At 66.4% G+C, this 21,362-nt stretch carries 21 protein-coding genes; 18 read left to right on the forward strand and 3 right to left on the reverse strand.

What is annotated here, in order from left to right; translation table 11 throughout:
* Positions 1-25: 25 nt before the first annotated feature.
* Positions 26-352, reverse strand: a complete 327-nt coding sequence (gene erpA, locus ACFQU1_RS16650; RefSeq protein WP_378134618.1) for an iron-sulfur cluster insertion protein ErpA — start codon at positions 350-352, stop codon at positions 26-28.
* A 134-nt stretch (positions 353-486) separates the two neighbouring features.
* On the opposite strand from erpA, the gene ACFQU1_RS16655 reads away from it, so the two are divergent.
* From ACFQU1_RS16655 to ACFQU1_RS16715, 13 genes are all read left to right on the forward strand, one after another.
* Positions 487-1,695 carry a deoxyguanosinetriphosphate triphosphohydrolase gene (locus ACFQU1_RS16655; protein ID WP_378134620.1) on the forward strand — a complete coding sequence of 403 codons (1,209 nt, stop codon included), beginning with the start codon at positions 487-489 and terminating at the stop codon, positions 1,693-1,695.
* 155 nt (positions 1,696-1,850) lie between these two features.
* Positions 1,851-3,614: an arginine--tRNA ligase gene (argS, locus tag ACFQU1_RS16660; RefSeq protein ID WP_378134622.1), complete on the forward strand. Its 1,764-nt coding sequence runs from the start codon at positions 1,851-1,853 to the stop codon at positions 3,612-3,614.
* 119 nt (positions 3,615-3,733) lie between these two features.
* Complete coding sequence (locus ACFQU1_RS16665; RefSeq protein ID WP_378134624.1) at positions 3,734-5,308, forward strand: SPOR domain-containing protein; 1,575 nt, start codon at positions 3,734-3,736, stop codon at positions 5,306-5,308.
* Positions 5,309-5,360: 52 nt separating this feature from the next.
* Positions 5,361-6,374 carry a beta-N-acetylhexosaminidase gene (gene nagZ, locus ACFQU1_RS16670; protein WP_378134626.1) on the forward strand — a complete coding sequence of 338 codons (1,014 nt, stop codon included), beginning with the start codon at positions 5,361-5,363 and terminating at the stop codon, positions 6,372-6,374.
* 49 nt (positions 6,375-6,423) lie between these two features.
* Entirely contained in the window at positions 6,424-7,239 is an 816-nt protein-coding gene (locus ACFQU1_RS16675) for a segregation and condensation protein A (protein WP_378134628.1), read from the forward strand.
* Entirely contained in the window at positions 7,236-7,943 is a 708-nt protein-coding gene (gene scpB, locus ACFQU1_RS16680) for an SMC-Scp complex subunit ScpB (RefSeq protein ID WP_378134630.1), read from the forward strand. Before ACFQU1_RS16675 ends, scpB begins: the two co-directional genes overlap by 4 nt.
* Before the next feature lie 168 nt (positions 7,944-8,111).
* A complete protein-coding gene (locus ACFQU1_RS16685; RefSeq protein ID WP_378134632.1) occupies positions 8,112-8,360 on the forward strand; it encodes a twin-arginine translocase TatA/TatE family subunit in 249 nt (82 codons plus the stop codon).
* Positions 8,361-8,434: 74 nt separating this feature from the next.
* Positions 8,435-9,166: a Sec-independent protein translocase protein TatB gene (gene tatB, locus ACFQU1_RS16690; RefSeq protein WP_378134635.1), complete on the forward strand. Its 732-nt coding sequence runs from the start codon at positions 8,435-8,437 to the stop codon at positions 9,164-9,166.
* Positions 9,163-9,999 (forward strand): twin-arginine translocase subunit TatC, encoded by an 837-nt coding sequence (tatC, locus tag ACFQU1_RS16695; protein WP_378134637.1) that lies wholly within the window; start codon positions 9,163-9,165, stop codon positions 9,997-9,999. Before tatB ends, tatC begins: the two co-directional genes overlap by 4 nt.
* Positions 10,000-10,048: 49 nt before the next feature.
* Complete coding sequence (serS, locus tag ACFQU1_RS16700; protein WP_378134639.1) at positions 10,049-11,380, forward strand: serine--tRNA ligase; 1,332 nt, start codon at positions 10,049-10,051, stop codon at positions 11,378-11,380.
* A gap of 25 nt (positions 11,381-11,405) precedes the next feature.
* Positions 11,406-12,167 (forward strand): 5'/3'-nucleotidase SurE, encoded by a 762-nt coding sequence (gene surE, locus ACFQU1_RS16705; RefSeq protein WP_378134641.1) that lies wholly within the window; start codon positions 11,406-11,408, stop codon positions 12,165-12,167.
* Positions 12,148-12,855 carry a protein-L-isoaspartate O-methyltransferase gene (locus tag ACFQU1_RS16710; protein ID WP_378134643.1) on the forward strand — a complete coding sequence of 236 codons (708 nt, stop codon included), beginning with the start codon at positions 12,148-12,150 and terminating at the stop codon, positions 12,853-12,855. The genes surE and ACFQU1_RS16710 overlap by 20 nt, the downstream gene beginning before the upstream one ends.
* Before the next feature lie 199 nt (positions 12,856-13,054).
* Positions 13,055-14,275: a peptidoglycan DD-metalloendopeptidase family protein gene (locus ACFQU1_RS16715; RefSeq protein ID WP_378134645.1), complete on the forward strand. Its 1,221-nt coding sequence runs from the start codon at positions 13,055-13,057 to the stop codon at positions 14,273-14,275.
* A gap of 237 nt (positions 14,276-14,512) precedes the next feature.
* Here the strand turns inward: ACFQU1_RS16715 and ACFQU1_RS16720 are convergent, their stop codons facing one another.
* Complete coding sequence (locus ACFQU1_RS16720) at positions 14,513-15,421, reverse strand: ATP-binding protein (protein ID WP_378134647.1); 909 nt, start codon at positions 15,419-15,421, stop codon at positions 14,513-14,515.
* A gap of 211 nt (positions 15,422-15,632) precedes the next feature.
* Here ACFQU1_RS16720 and yajC point away from each other — a divergent pair, with 211 nt between their 5' ends.
* Genes yajC through ACFQU1_RS16745 form a run of 5 tightly spaced genes read left to right on the forward strand, consistent with a single transcriptional unit; the run spans position 15,633 to position 19,890 of the window.
* Entirely contained in the window at positions 15,633-15,959 is a 327-nt protein-coding gene (gene yajC / locus ACFQU1_RS16725) for a preprotein translocase subunit YajC (protein ID WP_378134649.1), read from the forward strand.
* 16 nt (positions 15,960-15,975) lie between these two features.
* On the forward strand, positions 15,976-17,592 hold the full coding sequence (secD, locus tag ACFQU1_RS16730; RefSeq protein ID WP_378134651.1) for a protein translocase subunit SecD: 1,617 nt from the start codon (positions 15,976-15,978) through the stop codon (positions 17,590-17,592).
* Between the two features lie 17 nt (positions 17,593-17,609).
* A complete protein-coding gene (gene secF / locus ACFQU1_RS16735) occupies positions 17,610-18,578 on the forward strand; it encodes a protein translocase subunit SecF (RefSeq protein ID WP_378134654.1) in 969 nt (322 codons plus the stop codon).
* A 10-nt stretch (positions 18,579-18,588) separates the two neighbouring features.
* Positions 18,589-18,975, forward strand: coding sequence for an Mth938-like domain-containing protein (locus tag ACFQU1_RS16740; protein WP_378134656.1), 387 nt, complete (start codon positions 18,589-18,591; stop codon positions 18,973-18,975).
* 33 nt (positions 18,976-19,008) lie between these two features.
* On the forward strand, positions 19,009-19,890 hold the full coding sequence (locus ACFQU1_RS16745) for a phytoene/squalene synthase family protein (RefSeq protein ID WP_378134658.1): 882 nt from the start codon (positions 19,009-19,011) through the stop codon (positions 19,888-19,890).
* A gap of 43 nt (positions 19,891-19,933) precedes the next feature.
* Here ACFQU1_RS16745 and trmFO read toward each other — a convergent pair whose 3' ends face one another.
* Complete coding sequence (gene trmFO, locus ACFQU1_RS16750; RefSeq protein WP_378134660.1) at positions 19,934-21,358, reverse strand: methylenetetrahydrofolate--tRNA-(uracil(54)-C(5))-methyltransferase (FADH(2)-oxidizing) TrmFO; 1,425 nt, start codon at positions 21,356-21,358, stop codon at positions 19,934-19,936.
* Between the last annotated feature and the right edge of the window lie 4 nt (positions 21,359-21,362).

Below are 21,362 nucleotides of genomic sequence, written 5' to 3' on the forward strand. Positions count from 1 at the left end.
TTCTGTGCGTTTCGGCGCGGTGATGTCAGAGGGAGAAGGAGGTGCCGCAGCCGCAGGAAGCGGTCGCGTGCGGATTCTCGATCTTGAAGGACTGGCCGATGAGATCGTCCACGAAGTCGATGACCGAGCCTTCGATGTATTCGAGCGAGACCGGATCGACGAGCACGACCGCACCGTCGCGCTCGAGGATGAGATCGTCATCCTGCCGGGCGTGGTCGACGTCGAAGGCATATTGGAAACCGGAGCAGCCGCCACCATTGACGCTGATGCGCAGCATCGCCCCGGCCTCTTCATGCGAGAGCACCTGGTTGATACGCGCCACGGCCCGGTCGGTAAGGGTGATCGCGTTCATGTCCGTTGCACCTGCTCGTTTGGGTCTGACGCCCGTGGCCCATCCCGCCGCTCGCTGCGACGCGGTCACGCTTGCATCCTATTCCACCGCCAAGATAAGTGCCCGTGGATCATCCTTCAACGGCGGAGCCGAGCGTGCGACCTCACGGCGAGAGATGGCGAGCGATTTATGCCTGCGATCCCGGCAAAAGCCGCGGCCGGCTTTTCCCGGAAGCCGATTCGCCGACGCGCAGCCCCTTCCAGCGCGATCGCGACCGCATCATCCATTCGACGGCCTTCCGGCGCCTCAAGCACAAGACGCAGGTCTTCGTTTATCACGAGGGCGACCATTACCGCACGCGCCTCACGCATACCATTGAGGTGAGCCAGATCGCCCGGGCGCTCGCCCGTGCGCTCGGCCTCGACGAGGATCTGGCCGAGGCACTCGCCCTCTCTCACGATCTCGGCCACACGCCTTTCGGGCATACCGGCGAGGAGGCGCTCGACGCCGAAATGGCTGGCTTCGGCGGCTTCGACCACAATGCCCAGGCGCTCAGGCTGGTCACCAGGCTGGAGCGCCGCTATGCGGCCTACGACGGGCTCAACCTGACCTGGGAGACGCTGGAGGGGCTCGTCAAGCACAACGGACCGCTCCTCGATGCGGCGGGGCAACCGACCGGGCGCTATCGGGACGAGGGCGTGCCCGGCGCGATCCTCGATTACTGCCGCCTTCACGATCTCGAAATCGCCACCTTCGCCAGTGCCGAGGCCCAGGCGGCGGCGATTGCCGACGATATCGCCTATGACGCCCATGACATCGACGATGGCCTGCGCGCCGAGCTGTTCGATCTCGCCGACATGCGCAAGGTGCCCTTCCTCGGTGCCATTCTGAGTGAGATCGATCGCTTGCATCCAGGGCTGGAACGTTCGCGCGTCATCCACGAACTCGTGCGCCGCATCATCACGCGCTTCGTCGAGGATGTGATCGGCGAGAGCGAGCGGCGGATCGCGACGCTCGCGCCGGCCGGCGCCGATGCCATACGGGCCGCGCCTCACGCGGTCGTGGCCTTTTCTCCCGCCATGGCCGATGCGGAGGCCGGGATCAAAGCCTTTCTCTATCCGCATATGTATCGGCATCCGCGGGTGATGGCGGTGCGCCGCGAGGCCGATCAGGTCGTGCGCGATCTCTTTCGGCGCTTCGTCGCCGATCCCGGCCTCATGCCGGCGGAATGGGCGGCGGATCTCACTGGTGCCGGTGGCGCACGGCTCGCCCGCCGGGTTGCCGACTATATTGCCGGCATGACCGACCGCTACGCCCTCGACGAGCACCGCCGGTTGTTTGACGCAACACCGGATTTGCGTTAGGGAACAGCCGAGGACACGTGCAATCCATAGGATTGCCCTGCAAAATCAAGGCATTGTGGCCAAGCTTTGAGGTCGCGACGGGCCGCGCGCGGCTGGTGGCCGGCCATGAGGCATGCCAAGGCAGAGGCGACAGTGCCTTTCGACCGGAAAGCAGCATGAACCTGTTCGACCTCTTTCAGCGGCGCGTCGCCGCCGTCGTCGGTGATCTGGCGGCCGCGGGCCGTCTGCCGGAGAACCTCGATTTGTCGCGTGTGGTCGTCGAGCCGCCGCGCGATGCGAGCCACGGCGATCTGGCGACCAATGCGGCCATGGTGCTCGCCAAAGAGGCGAAAACCAATCCGCGCGCGCTCGCCGCTATGCTGGCGGAGGCGCTCGCCGCGACCCCGGGCATCGCGCAGGCCGAGATGGCAGGGCCGGGTTTCATCAATCTGACGCTCGTGCCGAGCCTCTATCATGATGTGCTCAAGGCGATCCTCACCGCCGGAACGGATTTCGGACGTGCCGCGCCGCCGGCCGGTGGCGGGCCGGTGAATGTGGAATATGTCTCCGCCAACCCGACCGGCCCCCTGCATGTCGGCCACGGCCGCGGCGCGGTTTTCGGCGATGCCTTGGCGAGCCTGCTTGCCTTCGCCGGCTATAGCGTCACCCGCGAATATTACATCAACGACGCGGGCGGACAGATCGAGGTTCTCGCTCGCTCGGCCTTTCTGCGTTATCGCGAGGCGCTGGGCGAGGATATCGGCGCCATCCCCGAGGGACTCTATCCGGGCGATTACCTAAAGCCGGTCGGCACGGCGCTTGCCGAGCGCTTCGGCCCGGCCCTCACCACGATGCCCGAGACGGAATGGCTGCCCATCATCCGCGATGCCGCCATCGACGCGATGATGGCGATGATCCGCGACGATCTCGCCGCGCTCGGCATCCACCACGACGTGTTTTTCTCCGAGCGCACGCTGCATGGTGAAAACGGCGGCGCCATTAAACAGGCGATCGATGACCTGACGGAGCGGGGCTATGTCTACCGCGGCCGGGTCCCGCCGCCGAAGGGGCAATTGCCGGAAGACTGGGAAGACCGCGAGCAGCTTCTTTTCCGGGCGACGGAGGTCGGCGACGACATCGATCGCCCGCTGATGAAGTCGGACGGCAGCTACACCTATTTCGCGGCTGACGTCGCTTATCTCGAGGACAAGCATGCGCGCGGTTTTCGCGAGCTCATCTATGTGCTCGGCGCCGATCACGGCGGCTACGTGAAGCGCCTGCAGGCGGTGGCCCGGGCTATCGGCGGGGGCGAGGCACGGGCGGTGGTGCTGCTGTGCCAGCTGGTGCGCCTGCTGCGCCATGGCGAGCCGGTGAAGATGTCGAAGCGTTCCGGCGATTTCGTCACGCTCCGTGAGGTGATCGACGAGGTGGGCCGCGACGCGGTGCGCTTCATGATGCTTTTCCGCAAGAATGATGCGCCTTTGGATTTCGACCTTGCCAAAGTGGTCGAACAGTCGAAGGACAATCCCGTTTTCTATGTGCAGTATGCCCATGCCCGCTGCGCGTCGGTGTTCCGGCAGGCCGCCGAGACGGCGGTCGATGTGCCTTTCTCGCGTGAGGCCCTTGCATTTGCCGACTTTTCTCGCTTGAATGACGAGGCCGAGATCGATCTCCTGCGGACGCTCGCTCAATATCCCAGGATCGTTCAGGCGTCAGCCGCGTCCCATGAGCCGCATAGGGTCGCCTTTTTCCTGTATGAGTTGGCAAGTACCTTTCATAGTTTATGGAATAAGGGCAAAGATGCCCCGCAATTACGATTTATTAATTCTAACGATCGAGAGTCGACTTCAGCAAGGTTGGCCTTAGTCCTAGCTGTTCGGTCGGTCCTTGCGTCTGGTCTTGCAATACTTGGCGTTGCGGCACCGGAAGAGATGCGCTAGCCGCGTCCTAAGAGGGAACTGCGACAACGAGTCGCTGACTCGCCCAAAAGGTCGTAGGCTGAGCGAGAGGTTTGAAAGGGGCGGCTCCTTCGGCTGCGCCGCGAGTTCGGACTGCGCCCATGATTGACAGAAACAAAGCTCGTTTCGCCCGGGATTTCCCATTCGAGGGCAACGAACCGAGATTCTCTTCGACCGGCAATACCCAATTGCCCGGTGGCGACGATCCGCTTGCCGAGCTGGCGCGCATCGTTGGGCAGGACGATCCCTTCCGCGGTCTCCTGGCCGACGACAGGCGGGCGCCGCCTGATGACGGCCCGATCGCAGCTTATGGCGGGCGCCCCGCGCAGCCGCTTCCTCCTCGTGCTGGGCCACCATTGCGGGCGGTGCACTCCAACCCGCAGGACAGTGGCTTTGATGACAATCCCCTGCTGCGCGGCTCGCTGCCCGCAGGCGGATCGAACGAGAACGGTGGGTTTCAGCATCCTGCGGTGGCCGATCCGGACCTTCACCCGGCGGACGGTCAGTATGGCCCGCGCGGCGCCTACGCCTATGATGACGGCTACGGCCAACGGGACGACGACTATCACCCCGACGACGGCTACGCCTCCGACAACTACGACGAGACGGCCAATTACGAAGATACGGCTCTTCCGGAGCGACGTTCGCGCAAGGGCCTGATCGCCGTCGCCCTCATATTGTGCATGGCGGCCGTCGGCGTCGCATCGGCTCTCGTCTTCCGTGGCGGCACGGGCGCCTCCGGTGACGGCCCGCCGCTCATCACCGCCGACAACCAGCCCGTCAAGGTCGAGCCGCAGAATCCCGGCGGCGTCGACGTGCCGGCTCAGAACAACGCCATCTACGATCACATCGGCGATCCGGTCGCAGCGACGACGAAGATCGTCTCGCGGGAGGAGCAGCCGCTCGACGTCAATCAGGCGTTGCGCCAAGAGGCCTCGTCCGCGCCGGCCGCCGCTGATACCACGCAGGCGACGGGGGCGATCGGGCCGGCCGGTGGCCCCGACCAGTCGGTCGCGTCCATTGCCCCGCCCGTTATATCGGACCAGACCGCGCCGGCCGTATTGCCGCCTGGGGCTGGTTCGCCGACCGACATCCTCGGCGAGCCGCGCCGTGTGAAGACGGTCTCGGTTCGGCCTGACGGCAGCATCATTTCGGATGCGCCAACCCCGACGCCCGAGCCGGCGCCTGTGATGCCGGCGGACCCGACCCCGGCCAATGCCACGCCGCCGGCGGCCCAGGTTGCAGCGAACGAGCCGCTTGCCGAAGCGCCGCATGTTGCGCCACCTGCGCCTGCGCGGCCTTCGACCCGTGCACCTCTGCGGATCACACCGCCGGCGCAGCGCGTGGCCTCGGCCGCACCGATCGCGCCCACGCCCGCCGGTCCGATCGAGGTCCCGCCCGCCCGCCAGACGAACGCGGCGCCGACGAGCACGAGCGGCAACTTCGCTGTCCAGCTCGCAGCACCCAGCAGCGAGAAGGACGCGCGCGAGCTCTTCTCGTCGCTGCAGCGTCGCTATGCGGACCTCAGCGGCTACAAGCCCTTCATTCGCAAGGCCGAGGTCAACGACCGGACGATTTATCGCCTGCGCATCGGACCCTTCTCGCGGGAGGATGCCACATCCTTGTGCACGCGACTGCAGGCCTCCGGCGGGCAATGTTTCGTGGCGCGCAACTGATGGCGAGGGGCGTCTGCGCGTGACGGCGAAGCATCCGAGCTAGGTCTCCAGCATGCGTGCGATGATCGCCAGTTGCGCGGGCCTTCGCCTCACGGCCGAGGAGCGTCTCTTCTTCCAAGAGGCGAACCCCTGGGGCTTCATTCTCTTCAAACGCAATATCGAATCGCCCGCGCAGGTGAAGGCGCTGACGACCGAACTGCGCGAAGCGGTAGGGCGTGACGAGGCGCCCATCCTGGTCGACCAGGAAGGCGGTCGCGTGCAGCGCCTGAAGGCCCCGCATTGGCCGGCTTATCCGCCGGGGCGTGCCTATGGCGAGGTTTATGCGCGCGATCCCGCCCTCGGCTTGGAGATCGCTCGGCTCGGCGCCCGGCTGATGGCGCATGACCTTTTCGAGCTCGGCATCACGGTGGATTGCCTGCCCGTGCTCGATCTTCCAGCGCCTGGGGCAGATGCCGTCATCGGCGATCGCGCCTATGGCCCGGATCCCCAAATGGTCGCCGAGATCGGACGGGCGGCAGCCGAGGGCTTGATGGCTGGCGGCGTCCTGCCGGTGATGAAGCATATCCCCGGCCATGGACGCGCGGGCGTCGACAGCCACCACGCCTTGCCTGTGGTCGAAGCGTCGCTGGCGGAGCTCGAAGGCCATGACTTCGTGCCCTTCCGGCTGATGGCCGACATGCCGCTCGCCATGACGGCGCATGTCGTCTACACGGCCATCGACGACCGGCAGCCGGCCACGACCTCGGCTTCCGTGATCACGCGCGTCATCCGTCGAGCGATCGGCTTTGGCGGCCTCCTGATGAGCGACGACATCGCCATGAACGCGCTGTCCGGCTCTGCAGAAGAGAGGGCGGCCGCAGCGCTCGCGGCCGGTTGCGATATCGTCCTGCACTGCAGCGGCCGTCTCGACGAAATGCAGCGGGTGGCGGAGGTCACGCCTGCCTTGGTCGGAGAGGGAGCGCAGCGCGCCGCCGCGGCGCTCGCCCGGACCGCAGGGGGACCCGAACCCTTCGATCCTGTGGACGGGCTGGCGAGCCTGACGCTTGCACTTGCCGCGACGGCCTGAGCCGCAGAAGCTGGCGTTTCAGGCGAATCACTGCCTCGGGAGCGAAGTCGTGGCTCGCGAATTGGCTTTCGACGATGTCTTGCAAGCGGAACGCGGCGAAGATGACGCCGCGCTGATCGTCGACGTCGACGGCTTCGAGGGGCCGCTCGATCTGCTGCTCGAACTCGCGCGTCGGCAGAAGGTCGACCTCACGCGCATCTCCATTCTGGCGCTGGCCGAACAATATCTCGGCTTCATCGAGGCGGCGCGGCGCCTCCGGCTCGAGCTCGCGGCCGATTATCTCGTCATGGCTGCCTGGCTCGCCTATCTGAAGTCCAGGCTCCTTCTGCCCGAACAGCCGAAGCAGGAGGCCGAGCCGAGCGCAGCCGACCTCGCCACGGCGTTGGCGCTGCGCCTGCGGCGCCTGGAGGCCATGCGTATGGCCGCCAAGAAGCTCGCCGAGCGGCCTCAGCTCGGCCGCGAAGTCTTCGCGCGCGGCGCGCCGGAGCCCATCGGCGACATCTCCAAGCCGCGCTGGGAGGCAACCCTCTACGACCTGCTCAGCGCCTATGCCCGGCAGCGGCTGAAACGGGTGAATGCGCGGATGACCCTGCGCAAGCGTTTCGTCTGGTCGCTCGTCGACGCGCGCGAGGCGCTGGAGCGCCTCGTCGGCATTTCCGGTAGCTGGACCCAGCTCGACGACTTTCTTCTGGCCTATGCCGTCGAGCCGAGCTCGCGCGCGACGATCCGGGCCTCGGCTTTTTCGGCGACCCTCGAAATGGTGCGGGAGGGCATTCTCGACGTGCAGCAGGACGGCGCCTTTGCGCCGCTCTGGGTGCGCAGGCGCGGGGCGCAGGCGCTGGCCGTTGCGGAGGAGGTGAAATGACAGCCGTTATCGAGCGCATCAGCCGCTATCACGACGAGGCTCACCGATTTTCCGAGGCCATGCGGGCCGCGGAAGCCGTGCTCTTCGCTTCGCGCGAGCCGGTGAGCGAGGCCGATCTGGCGAGCCGCCTGCCGCCGGATACGGATCTTCAGGCCGTCCTCGCCAGGCTTCAGGCCTCCTATGCCGGTCGCGGCATCAATCTGGTGCGGGTTGCCGGGGGCTGGGCCTTCCGCACGGCGCCGGACCTCGCCGCATCCTTGGCGCGGGAGATCGAGGAGCCGCGCAAATTGTCGCGGGCGGCGCTGGAGACGCTCGCCATTATCGCCTATCACCAGCCGGTGACACGCGCCGAAATCGAGGATATCCGCGGCGTCGCCACGTCGCGCGGCACCATCGACGCGCTTCTCGAGAGCTCGTGGATCCGCCTGCGCGGCCGGCGCCGCACCCCCGGGCGGCCGGTGACATACGGCACGACGCCCGCTTTCCTCGCCCATTTCGGGCTCGATGCGATCGATGACCTGCCTGGTCTCGATGAATTGAAGGGGGCCGGCTTCATCGATGGACGCCTGCCGCCATCCTTCTCCGTGCCGCTGCCGAGTGACGCTCCTGAGCTCGCCGAAGACGAAGATCCCCTTGATGAGGGCCCGCTTGAGGACGATCTCTACATGCAGGCCGGCGATTCCGGCGGCAACGACGAGGGTTGACCCAGCGAGAGCTCGGCTGGCGTCCGGCGGGACCGGCCGGGCGGTTTGAGCCCCGACGATGATGAAGTCCTTGTTTTCCCCGCTCCAGGCGCCTAGTTTCGGGGAAATTTCCCGCCCGCTTTTGCGGGCCCGAGTGATGCGTCCGACGAGGCGCTTCGGAGAATGGTGATGGGTGGAGCAAGTATCTGGCATTGGATCGTCGTCGGCGTGATCGTTCTCCTGTTGTTCGGACGGGGTAAGGTCTCGGACCTGATGGGCGACGTAGCCAAGGGCATCAAGGCCTTCAAGAAGGGCATGAGCGACGATGACGAGAAGGCGCCGCCGTCTACGGCTGCGGAACCGCCGCGTCCCATCGGACATCAGCAGACGTCCAGTGCGCCGGTCGAGAGCGGCGTCGGTGAGCGTAAGGCGGGCTGAGCCCGTTGAAACCGGCGGCGACGCTGCATTGCTGAATTCTTGCGATCGGACCGGCGGACGCCGTTAGGCCTAACATGTTCGACATAGGTTGGAGCGAGCTACTCCTGGTTGGTGCGGTCGCGCTCGTGGTTATTGGCCCGAAGGATCTGCCGCGGGCCCTACGCACGCTCGGCCAGTTCACCACCAAGCTCAAGCGCATGGCGGCCGATTTCCAGGGCCAGTTCAACGAGGCCATGCGTGAGGCCGAGCTCGACGACATCAGACGCAGCGTCGAGAGCGTCCGCGAGACGACCAAGAGCTTCAATCCGCTGCAAACCGTGCGCGAGGAGCTGCGCAACACGATCGAAGCCAAGCCGCCGGCAGCGCCTGTCTCGGAGGAAGCCGCCGTGACCGCGGATGGGACGGTGGAAGCGCCCGGCACGGTGCAGAACGCGGTTCCAGATGCGGGGACGGCCGATCACATCGCCTCGACGCCCCAGCCGGTTGCCGATCTGTCGCTGCCCGCTGTTCCGCCGGCTCCGGAGCCGGCAAAGGTGATCGCGGCCGAGGCGCCCCCCGTTGCAGCGCCGCCGGAGGCGACCGCGACAAAGCCTGCTCGGAAGGCGCCGGCGAAACGCACGGCCAGGGGCGCTCCCGACGAACTCACCGCCTTGGCTGAAGTGGGCCCCGCGACGCCGCGGAAGCCGCGGACGCGCAAGGTTGCGGCGGATGACGCGGCCGCCGGCACGACCACCAGGCGCGCGCCGCGCAAGAAGGTGGCTGTGGCGCCCCCCGATGGCTCCTCCGGCGAGGGGAGCTCGTCATGAGCGACACGGTGACAGAAGGCCAGACCGAGAAGCCCACTCCGGAAGCCGAGGGAGATGAGGTCGAGGCGTCGCGGGCGCCGCTGATCGATCACCTCGTCGAGCTGAGGTCGCGGCTGATCAAGGCCTTGATCAGCTTCATCATCATGTTCTTCCTCTCCTTCCTTCTGGCGAAGCAGATCTACAACATCCTCGTCTGGCCCTATGTCTTTGCGGCAGGGTCGGGCGCGGACGTGCGCCTCATCTATACGGCGCCGCTCGAATATCTCTTCACCCAGATCAAGATCGCGGTTTTCGGGGCGGCCTTTCTCTCTTTCCCGGTGGTTGCGACGCAGATCTACAAATTCGTCGCGCCGGGGCTCTACAAGAACGAGCGGCAGGCCTTCCTGCCCTATCTCGTCGCCACCCCGCTTTTCTTCATTTTGGGCGCGGCGGTGGTCTATTTCATCGCCATGCCGGTCGTGATGAATTTCTCGCTCGGCCAGCAACAGGCGGGCGGCGACGGCGTCGCGGCCATCCAGCTGCTGCCGAAGGTCAGCGAATATCTCTCGCTGATCATGACGCTGATCTTCGCCTTCGGCCTGTGCTTCCAGCTGCCGGTGCTGCTCACGCTTTTGGCGCGGGCGGGGCTCGTCGACAGCGCTTTCCTGAAGAGCAAGCGGCGCTACGCCATCGTCGGCGTCTTCGTCGTGGCGGCCGTGCTGACGCCGCCGGACATCATCAGCCAGACGTCCCTTGCCCTGCCCACGCTCCTCCTTTACGAGCTTTCCATCTTCTCCGTCCGCATGGTCGAGAAGAAGCGGGCGGAAGCCGAGGCCGCACGCGCGGCGACGTGAGCCTTGCGGCGCGCCGCCTATTCCTCGGCGGCGCAAGACGACTGGGCCCATGCACGACATCCGCCTCATTCGCGACGATCCCGATCCCTTTATGAGGGGACTTCTCCGCCGCGGCACCCCGCCGGAGGTGGCGCAGGAGATCCTCGATCGGCTGATCGCGCTCGACGACCGCCGCCGGGCCGCGATCGCCGCGTTGCAATCCGTCCAGGAGCAGCGCAATGCGCTCTCGCGCGAGGTGGGCGAGGCCAAAAAGGCGAAGGATGAGGCCCGCGCCCAGGCGCTGATGGCTGAAGTGACGGCGCTCAAGGAAAGGGCGCCGGAGCTCGAAGCCGAGGAGCGTGCCGCGCTCACCGCGCTCGACGCCGAAATCGCCGCCCTCCCCAATACACCGCTCGAAGAGGTGCCGGACGGCGCCGACGAGCACGCCAACGTCGAGCGCCACCGGCACGGCGAGAAGCGCAATTACGCCTTCGAGCCCAAGCACCACTTCGAGGTGGGCGAGGCGCTCGGCCTCATGGACTTCGAAACGGCGGCCAAGCTCTCGGGCGCGCGTTTCGTGGTGCTCAAGGGCCAGCTCGCGCGGCTCGAGCGGGCGCTCGGGCAGTTCATGGTCGACATCCACACGGGCGAGCACGGCTATACGGAGGTCAATCCGCCGCTTCTCGTGCGCGACGATGCCATGTTCGGAACGACACAGCTGCCGAAATTCCGGGAGGATCAGTTTTCGGTTCACGCAGGTCTGGACGAGCCTTCTGCCGGTGCGACGAACCACCTCTGGCTCATCCCGACGGCCGAGGTGCCGCTGACGAATCTTGTGCGCGAATCAATCCTTTCCGAGGAAGAGCTGCCAAAAAGATTCACGGCGCTCACACCCTGCTTCAGGGCGGAGGCTGGGGCCGCCGGCCGCGACACGCGCGGCATGATCCGCCAGCATCAGTTCACCAAGGTCGAGCTCGTCTCGATCACCACGCCCGAGGCTTCGCGCGACGAGCACGAGCGCATGCTCGCCTGCGCCGAGGAGGTCTTGAAACGCCTGGAGCTGCACTACCGGGTCGTGACGCTGTGCACGGGCGACATGGGATTCGCCTCGCAGAAGACCTACGACATCGAGGTCTGGCTGCCGGGGCAGGGGGCCTATCGCGAAATTTCGAGCTGCTCGGTCTGCGGCGATTTCCAGGCCCGGCGTATGCAGGCACGCTACCGGCCAGCCGGGGCCAAGCAGCCGCGGCTCGTCCACACCCTGAACGGTTCGGGCACGGCGGTGGGCCGTGCCCTGGTCGCGGTGCTCGAGACTTGGCAGAATGCGGACGGCTCCGTCACCGTTCCGTCGGCGCTACGGCCCTATATGGGTGGCGTCACCACAATCGAACGGGCAAGCTGAGCCCCTGCAGAGAGACATCCAGCTCATGCGCATCCTCGTCACGAACGACGACGGCATTCACGCCCCCGGCCTCGAGGTGCTGGAGACTATCGCCCGTCAACTCTCCGACGACGTCTGGACCATTGCGCCGGAAACCGACCAGAGCGGTGTGTCGCATTCGCTGTCGCTGCATGACCCCCTGCGCTTGCGGCAGCTCGGCGACCGCCGTTTTGCCGTGAAGGGCACGCCGACGGACTGCGTCATCATGGGCGTGCGAAAGGTGCTCGCCGGCAAGGCGCCGGACCTCGTGCTCTCCGGCGTTAATGGCGGCCGCAACGTCGCCGAGGATGTCATTTACTCGGGCACGGTGGCGGGCGCCATGGAAGGCGCTCTTCTCGGCCTGCCGGCCTTCGCCCTTTCGCAGGCCTTCGGGCCGAACGGACGCAGCAACGTGCCCTGGGCCTGCGCGCAGACCCATGCCGCGCCCCTGATCCGGCAGCTGCTCGAAGCCGGTGTCGATGCCGGCACGCTGGTCAATATCAATTTCCCGGGTTGCGCGCCCGAGGAGGTGGCCGGCGTCGCCGTTACCATGCAAGGCCGCCGCGGCCTCGAGCTGCTCGATATCGACGAGCGGGTCGACGGGCGGGGCGTGCCGTATTTCTGGCTGTCGATCCTGAAAGGCAAGCCGGAACTCTCGACCGGCACGGACCTGACGGCGCTCGCCGAGCAGCGTATTTCGGTGACGCCGCTGCAGATCAACCTGACGCACGAGCCCACCATGACGCGCTATGCGCGACTCTTCGCTTAGCGATACGCCAGCGCAGGAGCTGGAGCGGCCGATCTCCGAGGCCGAGGAGACGGTTGCCTTTCTGCTGAGCCTCAGAGCCAAGGGCATCCGCGACACGCGCCTGCTCCGGGCCATGGAAATGGTGCCCCGCGATCTCTTTGCGCCGCGGCGTTTCAGCGATCTCGCCCGGTCGGACGTGTCCCTGCCTTTGCCCTGCGGGCAGACGATGACCGCCCCGGCCGTGATCGCCACCATGCTGCTGGCGCTCGGGATAGAAGATCACCATCGCATCCTGGAGGTCGGCACCGGCTCCGGCTATGTGGCGGCGGTGCTGGCGCATCTCGGTGCCGAAGTCGTGTCGGTCGAGCGCTTCCGTACGCTCGCCATGGCGGCGTCCGAGCGGGTTGCGAACCTGGGGCTGGAGAATGTGCAGATCATCACCGCGGACGGACTGATGGCCGGCGCCGGGCAAGCGGGGCTGCGCGGCCCCTACGATCGCATTCTGCTGAATGGAGCGCTTATTGCCTTTCCGCCGACGACGCTGACGGGTGCGCTCGCGTCCGGCGGGCGCCTTGTCGGGGCGCGGCTCGCCGCAGGCGAGCTGAAGCTCATGCGGATCGAGCGCGAGCCCGACGGCACGCTCAAGGAGGAACTCGGCGGTCTCCTTCGCCTGCCGCCGCTCGTCTCGGGCATCGCACGGGCTTTGTAACGGCGAATCTAGACCCTTCGTACCGCTCGCGAGAACCCGTGAGCGGGAGCCTCGAGGGCCCGGTCATTCTTTCCGAGAGAGTGCGGTCCTGCACAGCCCGCCCTCAAAACTTACAAAACTACCAGCGCAGCAACGGATACTTAACCAGAATCCGCTTTCAATCAGTTTGCGGATTGTTGCGTATGGGATGGATGTATCGATGCGTCATCGTGTTGCGTCGTTGCGGCCGCGGCTGTTGTCGCGGGTGGCAGTTGTCGGGTTGCTCGCGAGCGTTGCTTCGGGATGCGGCACGGACACCATGCGCTTCGTGCAAAATCCTTTCACCGATCCCTTCAAGGCGAATGCCGGTGATCAGATGGCGACGGGAAGCATCGGACCCTCGGCACCGGTCGGCGGGGCATCCTATGGCTCGCCGAGCGCCTATCCCTCGCGGTCTGCTCCCGTGACGAGCGCCCCGCTTGCGGCGCCTTCGGCACCCCGGGCCTCGGTCGCACCGCCCGAGGCTGTCGGCGGTAGCGCCAAGGGCTGGACCGCGCAAGGCGGGACGCCTTTCGTCGTCGGAACGGGTGATACCCTCGCCGGCATTTCCGGGCGCTACAACGTGCCGGTCGCGGCGCTCGCCGCGGCCAATGGGCTCAAGGGCAACAGCGTGTCGCCCGGCCAGCAGATCATCATCCCGGTTTATAATCCCTCGGCGCCGCAGACCGTCGCTTCTCGTTCGGCCGGATCCACGGGCCATTTCGCTGCACCGCCGCTGACCTCGCAGCCGCAGCGCCAGGCGAGCCTGCAGCAGCCCATGCGGGCCCCCGCGCGGCCGACGCAGGTGCCTCTTCCGCCGAGGCATGCAGCCGCGAAGGCAGTTGAGCCCAGCACGCATTCACTAAAGCCTGTGGCGCGTGCGCCCGAGCCGGTGAAGGAAGCGGCAAAGCCCGTCGAGGTGAAGCAGTCGGTTGCCGAGAAGCCTGCGCCGGACGATCGGGAGCGGGTCGCCGTAGCCAAGCCGGCCGAGCCGGAGACGACCGCGAGCCTGCCCAAGGCGAATGATCCCGTGACCGATTTCCGCTGGCCGGCGCGTGGGCGCGTCATCCAGGGCTTCGGCGGCCGGGGCGGCAACGAGGGCATCAATATCGCCGTTCCTGAAGGCACGCCCGTGAAGGCGGCCGAGGGCGGCACGGTGGCCTATGCCGGCAACGAGTTGAAGGGCTACGGCAATCTCGTGCTCGTCCGCCACGAGGATGGCTGGGTGACGGCCTATGCCAACAACAGCGAAATCCTGGTGAAGCGCGGCGAGAAGGTGAAGCGCGGCCAGACCATCGCCAAATCCGGCCAGACCGGCAACGTCTCCTCGCCGCAGCTTCACTTCGAGCTGCGCAAGGGCTCGACCCCGGTCGATCCGATGAGCCATCTGGCGGGGCTGTAAGCCGCCGGTTCCGATCGTCTGGAAAGCCGGACGTCGCACCGCAACTAAGCGCCAGTTGCCCCGGTCGGGGCAGGGCTATCGCATATGCCGATTACTGCGCCTCTGATCCTCCCCTGAAGGGGGAGGTGGCGCCACGAAGTGGCGCCGGAGGGGGACATCGCCGCCGTCTTGGGCCCCACCCGGCTCCGAGCTTCGCTCGGATCCACCCTCCCCTCCCGGGAGGGATCGGCGCTGGAACTACCCGATCGGCTTGCCCAACCGTCCGGCGAGGTCCTGCACGAACTGCCAGGCGGTGCGGCCGGAGCGGGCGCCGCGGGTCGTCGCCCATTCCAGCGCCTCGGCCCTGAGCGCCGCCTCGTCGTAGGCGAGGCCGAGGTGGCCGGCATAGCCGAAGACCATGTCGAGATACTCGTCCTGGCTGCATTTGTGGAAGCCGAGCCACAGGCCGAAACGATCCGACAGCGACACCTTTTCCTCGACCGCCTCGCCCGGGTTGATCGCCGTCGAGCGCTCGTTCTCCATCATGTCGCGCGGCAGAAGGTGGCGGCGGTTCGAGGTGGCGTAAAACACCACATTGTCCGGCCGGCCCTCGATGCCGCCTTCAAGCACCGCCTTCAGCGACTTGTAGGAGGTGTCGTCGCCGTCGAAGGACAGATCGTCGCAGAAGATGATGAAGCGGTAGGCGGCGCCGCGCACCAAGGCCATCAGATTGGGCAGGCTTTCGATGTCCTCGCGGTGGATCTCGACCAGCTTCAGAATCGCCTGGCCCGCTTCCGCTGCGAGGCGCTTGTTCGCCTCGGCATGTACGGCCTTGACGAGCGACGATTTGCCCATGCCGCGCGCCCCCCACAGAAGGGCATTGTTGGCCGGCAGCCCGCGCGCGAAGCGCTCGGTGTTCTCCGCCAGCGTGTCGCGCATCCGGTCGATGCCGCGCAAGAGCGCCATATCCACCCGATTGACCCGCGGCACGGGCACGAGCTCACGGGGAGGATGCCAGACGTAGGCGTCCGCAGCGTCGAAATCGATCGGCGGGGCGGGCGGCGGCGACAGCCGCTCCAGGGCAAGCGCGATGCGTTCGAGCAGGGGCGCGATGGTGTTGTCCTCGGACGAGGCTTGTCCCGTCCGGCTTTGTTGTGGCGATGCCATGGCCCATACTCCGTCGGCGTATTGGTGCGAGCCGGTGGATAAAGTTTTTCGGCGACAGGGTCCATGCTCTGAATGCATGGCGTGGCCGCGATGAACAGCCGCTCGGCCGTGGATTGCTTTCCCTCGGTCGATCGGTATAGTCCGCGCCGCATAGAAGAATGCGATCTCTCGACCGTTTGTGCGGTCAGACGCTCGACCCGGAGGATTTCTCGTGATCACGCCAGCCTTCGCCCAGTCTACGGCACCTGCCGGCGGGGGCGACATGCTCATCCAATTCGCCCCCTTCGTTCTCATCTTCGTGATCATGTGGTTCCTTATTCTTCGGCCGCAGCAGAAGCGGGCGAAGGCCCACCAGGAGATGATCAAAAACGTCCGGCGCGGTGATACAATCGTCACCTCCGGCGGTTTCATCGCCAAGGTCACGAAAGTGGTGGACGACGGGGAAGTCGAGGCCGAAATCGCCGAAGGGGTAAGGGTCAGGATCGTGCGCGGCATGATCTCGGATGTCCGGACCAAGGCCGAGCCGGTCAAGAGCTGAGGCAAAGCCAACGCCGATGCTGCGCTATTCCAAAGCTAAGATAATTTCGATTCTCGTTCTGACGCTGCTGGGCTTCGTCTATGCGGCGCCGAACCTGATGTCGCCGGAGACGCGCGCCAGCATCGCAGCATCCGTGCCGGGCTGGCTCCCGAGCTGGATCGTGCCCCACCGTGCCATGGTGCTGGGGCTCGACCTGCAGGGCGGCTCGCATGTGGTGCTGGAGGTCGACCGCGACGACTTGGTCCGGACCCAGCTGAATACCCTCCGGGACGACGTGCGCCGCATCCTGCGCGAGACGCGCATTGCGCCGCAGGGGGGAATGACCGCGCTGCCGCGCGGGGTGCAGATGCGCGTGCCGGATGCGGCCGAGCGCCAGCGCCTCGTGACGCGCCTCAACGAGCTCTCGCAGCCGGTCAGTTTGGCTTTGCTCGGGGCGGGAACCAATACCAACAGCATTGCGGTGACCCAGACGGACGATGGCCTCGTCCAGGTGACGCTGACGGATGTCGGCGTAAACGACCGTGTGCGCCGCGCCGTCGATCAGGCGATCGAAGTGCTGCGCCGGCGCGTCGACGCGCTCGGCACCACCGAGCCGAACATCCAGCGCGAGGGCGCCGACCGCATTCTGGTGCAGGTGCCGGGCTTGCAGGATCCGCAGCGCCTCAAGGACATCCTCGGCCGCACCGCCAAGCTGCAGTTCCGCTTCATCGCCGAGCCGGGCGCCAATCCGGCTGATACCGAAATGCTGGTCTCGCGCGACAATGCCGGCCAGCCGGTGCCGGTCGAGCGGCGCGTGATCGTCGAGGGCGAGGATCTCGTCGACGCCCAGCCCGCCTTCGACCAGCAGACCGCGCAGCCGATCGTCAATTTCCGCTTCAATGTCCGTGGCGCGCAGCGCTTCGCCCAGGCCACTTCGGCCGGTGTCGGGCGGCTCCTTGCCATCGTGCTCGACAACGAGGTGATTTCCGCGCCGCGCATCCAGACGCCGATCACCGGCGGCCAGGGGCAGATTTCCGGCAATTTCACCGTCCAGCAGGCGAATGATCTCGCCGTTCTGCTGCGTGCCGGCGCATTGCCTGCCAAGCTCACCATCGTCGAGGAGCGCACGGTCGGGCCGGGCCTCGGCCAGGATTCGATCGAGTCGGGGACCCAGGCCGTCTATGTGGCGGCGGCGCTGGTTGCGGTCTTCATGTTCGCGACCTACGGCCTGTTCGGCTTTTTCGCGAATGCAGCGCTCCTCATCCACGTCGTCTTTATCCTGGCGCTGATGTCGCTGCTCGGCGCCACGCTGACTTTGCCGGGCATCGCCGGCATCGTTCTGACGATCGGCACGGCGGTCGATTCAAACGTGCTGATCTACGAGCGCATCCGAGAGGAGGCGCATAGCGGACGATCGATCATATCGGCCATCGAGGCGGGCTTCGAACGGGCCTTTGCCACGATCTTCGACTCCAATTCGACGATGGCCATCGCGGCCGTGATCCTGTTCTTTCTGGGATCCGGGCCGGTGAAGGGCTTCGCCGTCGTCTTCCTCCTCGGCATCCTGACCACGGTGATCACGGCATTCACCATGACGCGCATGATGATCGCGCTCTGGTATCGTATCGCCCGGCCGAAGCAGCTGCCTTTCTGAATCGGAGCTTTTCGCGCGTGCGCCTTCTCCGCATCGTTCCCGACAACACGACGTTCGGTTTCGTCCGCTTCCGGCGCGTGACGATTCCGTTCTCGGCCGCCCTGTCCCTCATCATCGTGACGCTTGCGCTTACGGTCGGGCCCAACTTCGGCATCGACTTCAAGGGCGGGACGCTCGTCGAGCTGCAGGCCCGCTCGGGGAATGCGGATGTCGGGGCTATCCGCCAGGCGGCGGATTCGTTCGGATTCGGGAGCTCCGAGGTTCAGGAGTTCGGGTCGTCAGGCGGCGTCTCCTTGCGCTTTCCGTTGCAGGACGGCGGGGAGGCGGCGCAGAGCGCCGTCGTGCAGAAGGCACGCGACACTTTCGAGAAGGATTACGAGTTCCGCCGCGTCGAGACCGTCGGTCCACGTGTGTCCGGTGAGCTCGTCCAATCGGGCACGCTCGGCGTCGTGCTCTCGATCGTCGCCGTGCTCGCCTATCTGTGGTTCCGCTTCGAGCTCAAATTCGCCATCGGCTCCATCATCGGCACGATGCACGACATCATGCTGACGATCGGCTTTTTCGTGGTCACCCAGATCGAGTTCAACATGACCTCGATCGCCGCGATCCTGACCATCATCGGTTATTCCTTGAACGAAACGGTGGTGGTGTTCGACCGCACCCGCGAGCTGATGCGCCGCTATAAGGCCATACCTGTCGAGGAATTGCTCGATCGTTCTCTCAATTCCACCCTGTCGCGAACCTCCATGACGGCCACCACGACCATTCTGGCGCTGGCTGCGCTCGTGCTCGTCGGCGGTGAAGCGATCCAGGGCTTCGCGCAGGTGATGCTGTTCGGCGTCATCGTTTGCACCTATTCGGCCATGTTCGTTTCGACGCCGGTGCTCATCTACCTCGGCCTGCGCGATGCACGTGCGCCAGCGGCGGCCCCGGCCGGGCCGAAGCAGGCATCCGAGGGCAAGAAGGCGCCGCGTCCGGCATCCTGAGGATTGTGCGATGGCCGAGGGGCGTCGCTACGAGGGCTTCGTTCCCGGGCGTTTTCGCCTCGAAGCCTATGGCAACGGTGGCTTCCGCTTCGCCGACATGTCGCATCGCGGCTCCATCCTGGTGCTGCCCTCCGGCATCAAGGCCTGGCATGTGTCCGCGCCCGAGACCCTGTCGACCGGAGACTTCGCCGATGTCGTCGCCGAAGCGGCCTCCATCGAGCTGCTGCTCGTCGGGACGGGTAACGACCTCATGCCCCTCCGCGAGGCGCTGCGACGCAAGCTGCGCGAGGCCGGCATGTCGGTCGAGGTCATGCCGACAGGGGCGGCTGCGCGGACCTACAATGTGCTGCTCGCCGAAGACCGGCATGTGGCGGCGGCGCTCATCGCGGTCGATTGAAAGCGGGTCTCTCGTGCGCCACCTTCTGTCGTGATGGCAGATCATCTCTCCGAGGACGAGGACGAGAGGCTCGGGCCGGCTTTCGCGCATTGCGAGGCCATGGTGCGGGAGGCGGATGCCGATCGCTTCCTGGCGAGCCTCTTCATTCCTGCCGACAAGCGGCCCTATTGCCTGGCGCTCTACGCCTTTTCCCTGGAGATCGCGCGTGTGCGCGAGATCGTCTCGATGCCGCTGCCGGGCGAGATGCGTTACCAGTGGTGGCGCGACGCATTGGATGAGCCTGAGCCGCGCGGCGACGTCGCTGCCCACCCGGTCGCCGCCGCGCTCCTCGCCACCATCACGCGCTTTCGTCTGCCGCGTCAGGCGCTCATCGATCTCATAGAGGCGCGCGTCTTCGATCTCTATGACGATCCCCTGCTCAGCATAGGCGACCTCGAGGGCTATGCGGGCGAGACCGCCTCGTCGCTGATCAGGCTCGCCTCACTCATCCTGGCCGATGGTGGCGATGCAGGTCCCGCCGATGCGGCGGGGCACGCCGGTGTTGCCCAGGCGGTGACGGGACTGTTGCGTGCCTTGCCCTGGCATGCGCGACGCGGACAGCTCTATCTGCCGGCCGATGTCCTCGCCCGGGCCGGTGCGACCCGCGAGGAGGTACTGGCGGGGCAGCGCTCCCCGTCGCTCGACGTGGCCCTTGCGGAACTGCGCGGGTTGGCAGACCGCCATTATCGTGCCGGGCTCGACTATCTTGCGATGGTGCCGCTGGCGGTGCGGCCGGTCTATCTGCCGACGATGCTCGTGCCCGCCTATCTCAAGCGCATGAGCCGCCCCGACTACGACCCATTTCGGTCGATCGTGGATCTGCCGCAGTGGCGCAAGCAGTGGCTGCTGTGGCGGGCGGCGCGGCGGCTGAGGTGAGGCTCGAGAGCAACGTCACCACCACTCGCGCTGCACTTCACCATCAAGCCGCTGCAGACTGGTCCAGTCCGTCGCGCCAGGCCTGGAAATCCGCCCGCGCCCGGTCGGTGAGAGCCCGCTTTTTGGCCAGTGTCTTTGCAGGCCCCCGCAGGCGCTTGCCGTCCGGCCCCTTGGGCGCGACGTCGAGCGGCGGGAACAGCCCGAAATTGACGTTCATCGGTTGGAAGGACGGCGGGCCGGCATCGATGGTCACGACATGGCCGCCGGTGATGTGGTTGAGGAGCGCGCCCATCGCCGTGGTGGCCGGCGGCACATGGAAGGGCTGCCCGAGGCGCTCGGCCGCCGCCATCCGTCCGGCCAAAAGGCCGACTGCGGCGCTTTCCACATAGCCTTCGCAGCCGGTGATCTGGCCGGCGAAGCGCAACCGCGGCATGACCTGCAGCCTCAGTGTGGGGTCGAGCAGCTTCGGCGAATTGAGGAAGGTGTTGCGGTGGAGGCCGCCGAGCCGCGCGAATTCAGCCTTGGCCAAGCCAGGGATCATGCGCAGCACCTTCAACTGCTCACCATGCTTCAGCTTGGTCTGGAAGCCGACCATGTTGAAGAGCGTGCCGAGCGCATTGTCCTGGCGCAGCTGCACCACGGCATAGGGCTTCTCGTCGGGCTTGCGTGGATTGGTGAGGCCGACCGGTTTCATCGGCCCGTGGCGCAGGGTCTCGCGGCCGCGCGCCGCCATCACCTCGATGGGCAGGCAGCCGTCGAAATAGGGCGTGTCCTTTTCCCAGTCGCGGAAGTCGACGGTTTCGCTAGCGAGCAGGGCGTCGACGAAGGCTTCATAGTCGTCGCGCGTCATAGGGCAGTTGAGGTAGTCGGCGCCGCTGCCGCCCGGGCCCGCCTTGTCGTAGCGGGATTGCGCCCAGACGATTTCCATATCGACCGAGTCGCGATAGACGATCGGCGCAATGGCATCGAAGAAGGCGAGCTCGCCTTCGCCCGTGAGCGCACGAATCGCCTCCGCCAGGGCAGGCGAGGTCAAGGGGCCGGTCGCCACGATGACCGTGTCCCAGTCCTCGGGCGGCAGGCCCGCGACTTCGCCGCGACTGATCGTGATATTGGGATGCGCCTCCAGAGCCACGGTGATCGCGGCGGAAAAGCCGTCGCGGTCGACGGCGAGCGCACCGCCCGCGGGCACCTGATGCCGATCGGCGGTTGCCATGATGAGCGAGCCGAGGCCGCGCATTTCCTGGTGCAGCAGGCCGACGGCATTGGTCTCGGCGTCATCGGAGCGGAAGGAATTGGAGCAGACGAGCTCGGCGAGGCCGTCGCTCTTATGCGCCGGCGTCGTCACGGACGGGCGCATCTCGTGCAGGACGACCGGCACGCCTGCCTGGGCGATCTGCCAGGCGGCTTCGGAGCCGGCGAGGCCACCCCCAATCACGTGAACGGGGCGTAGGTCAGCTGATTTAATCATGCCG

The organism is Chelatococcus sp. GCM10030263, from assembly GCF_042666455.1.
Taxonomy (GTDB): Bacteria; Pseudomonadota; Alphaproteobacteria; order Rhizobiales; family Beijerinckiaceae; genus Chelatococcus.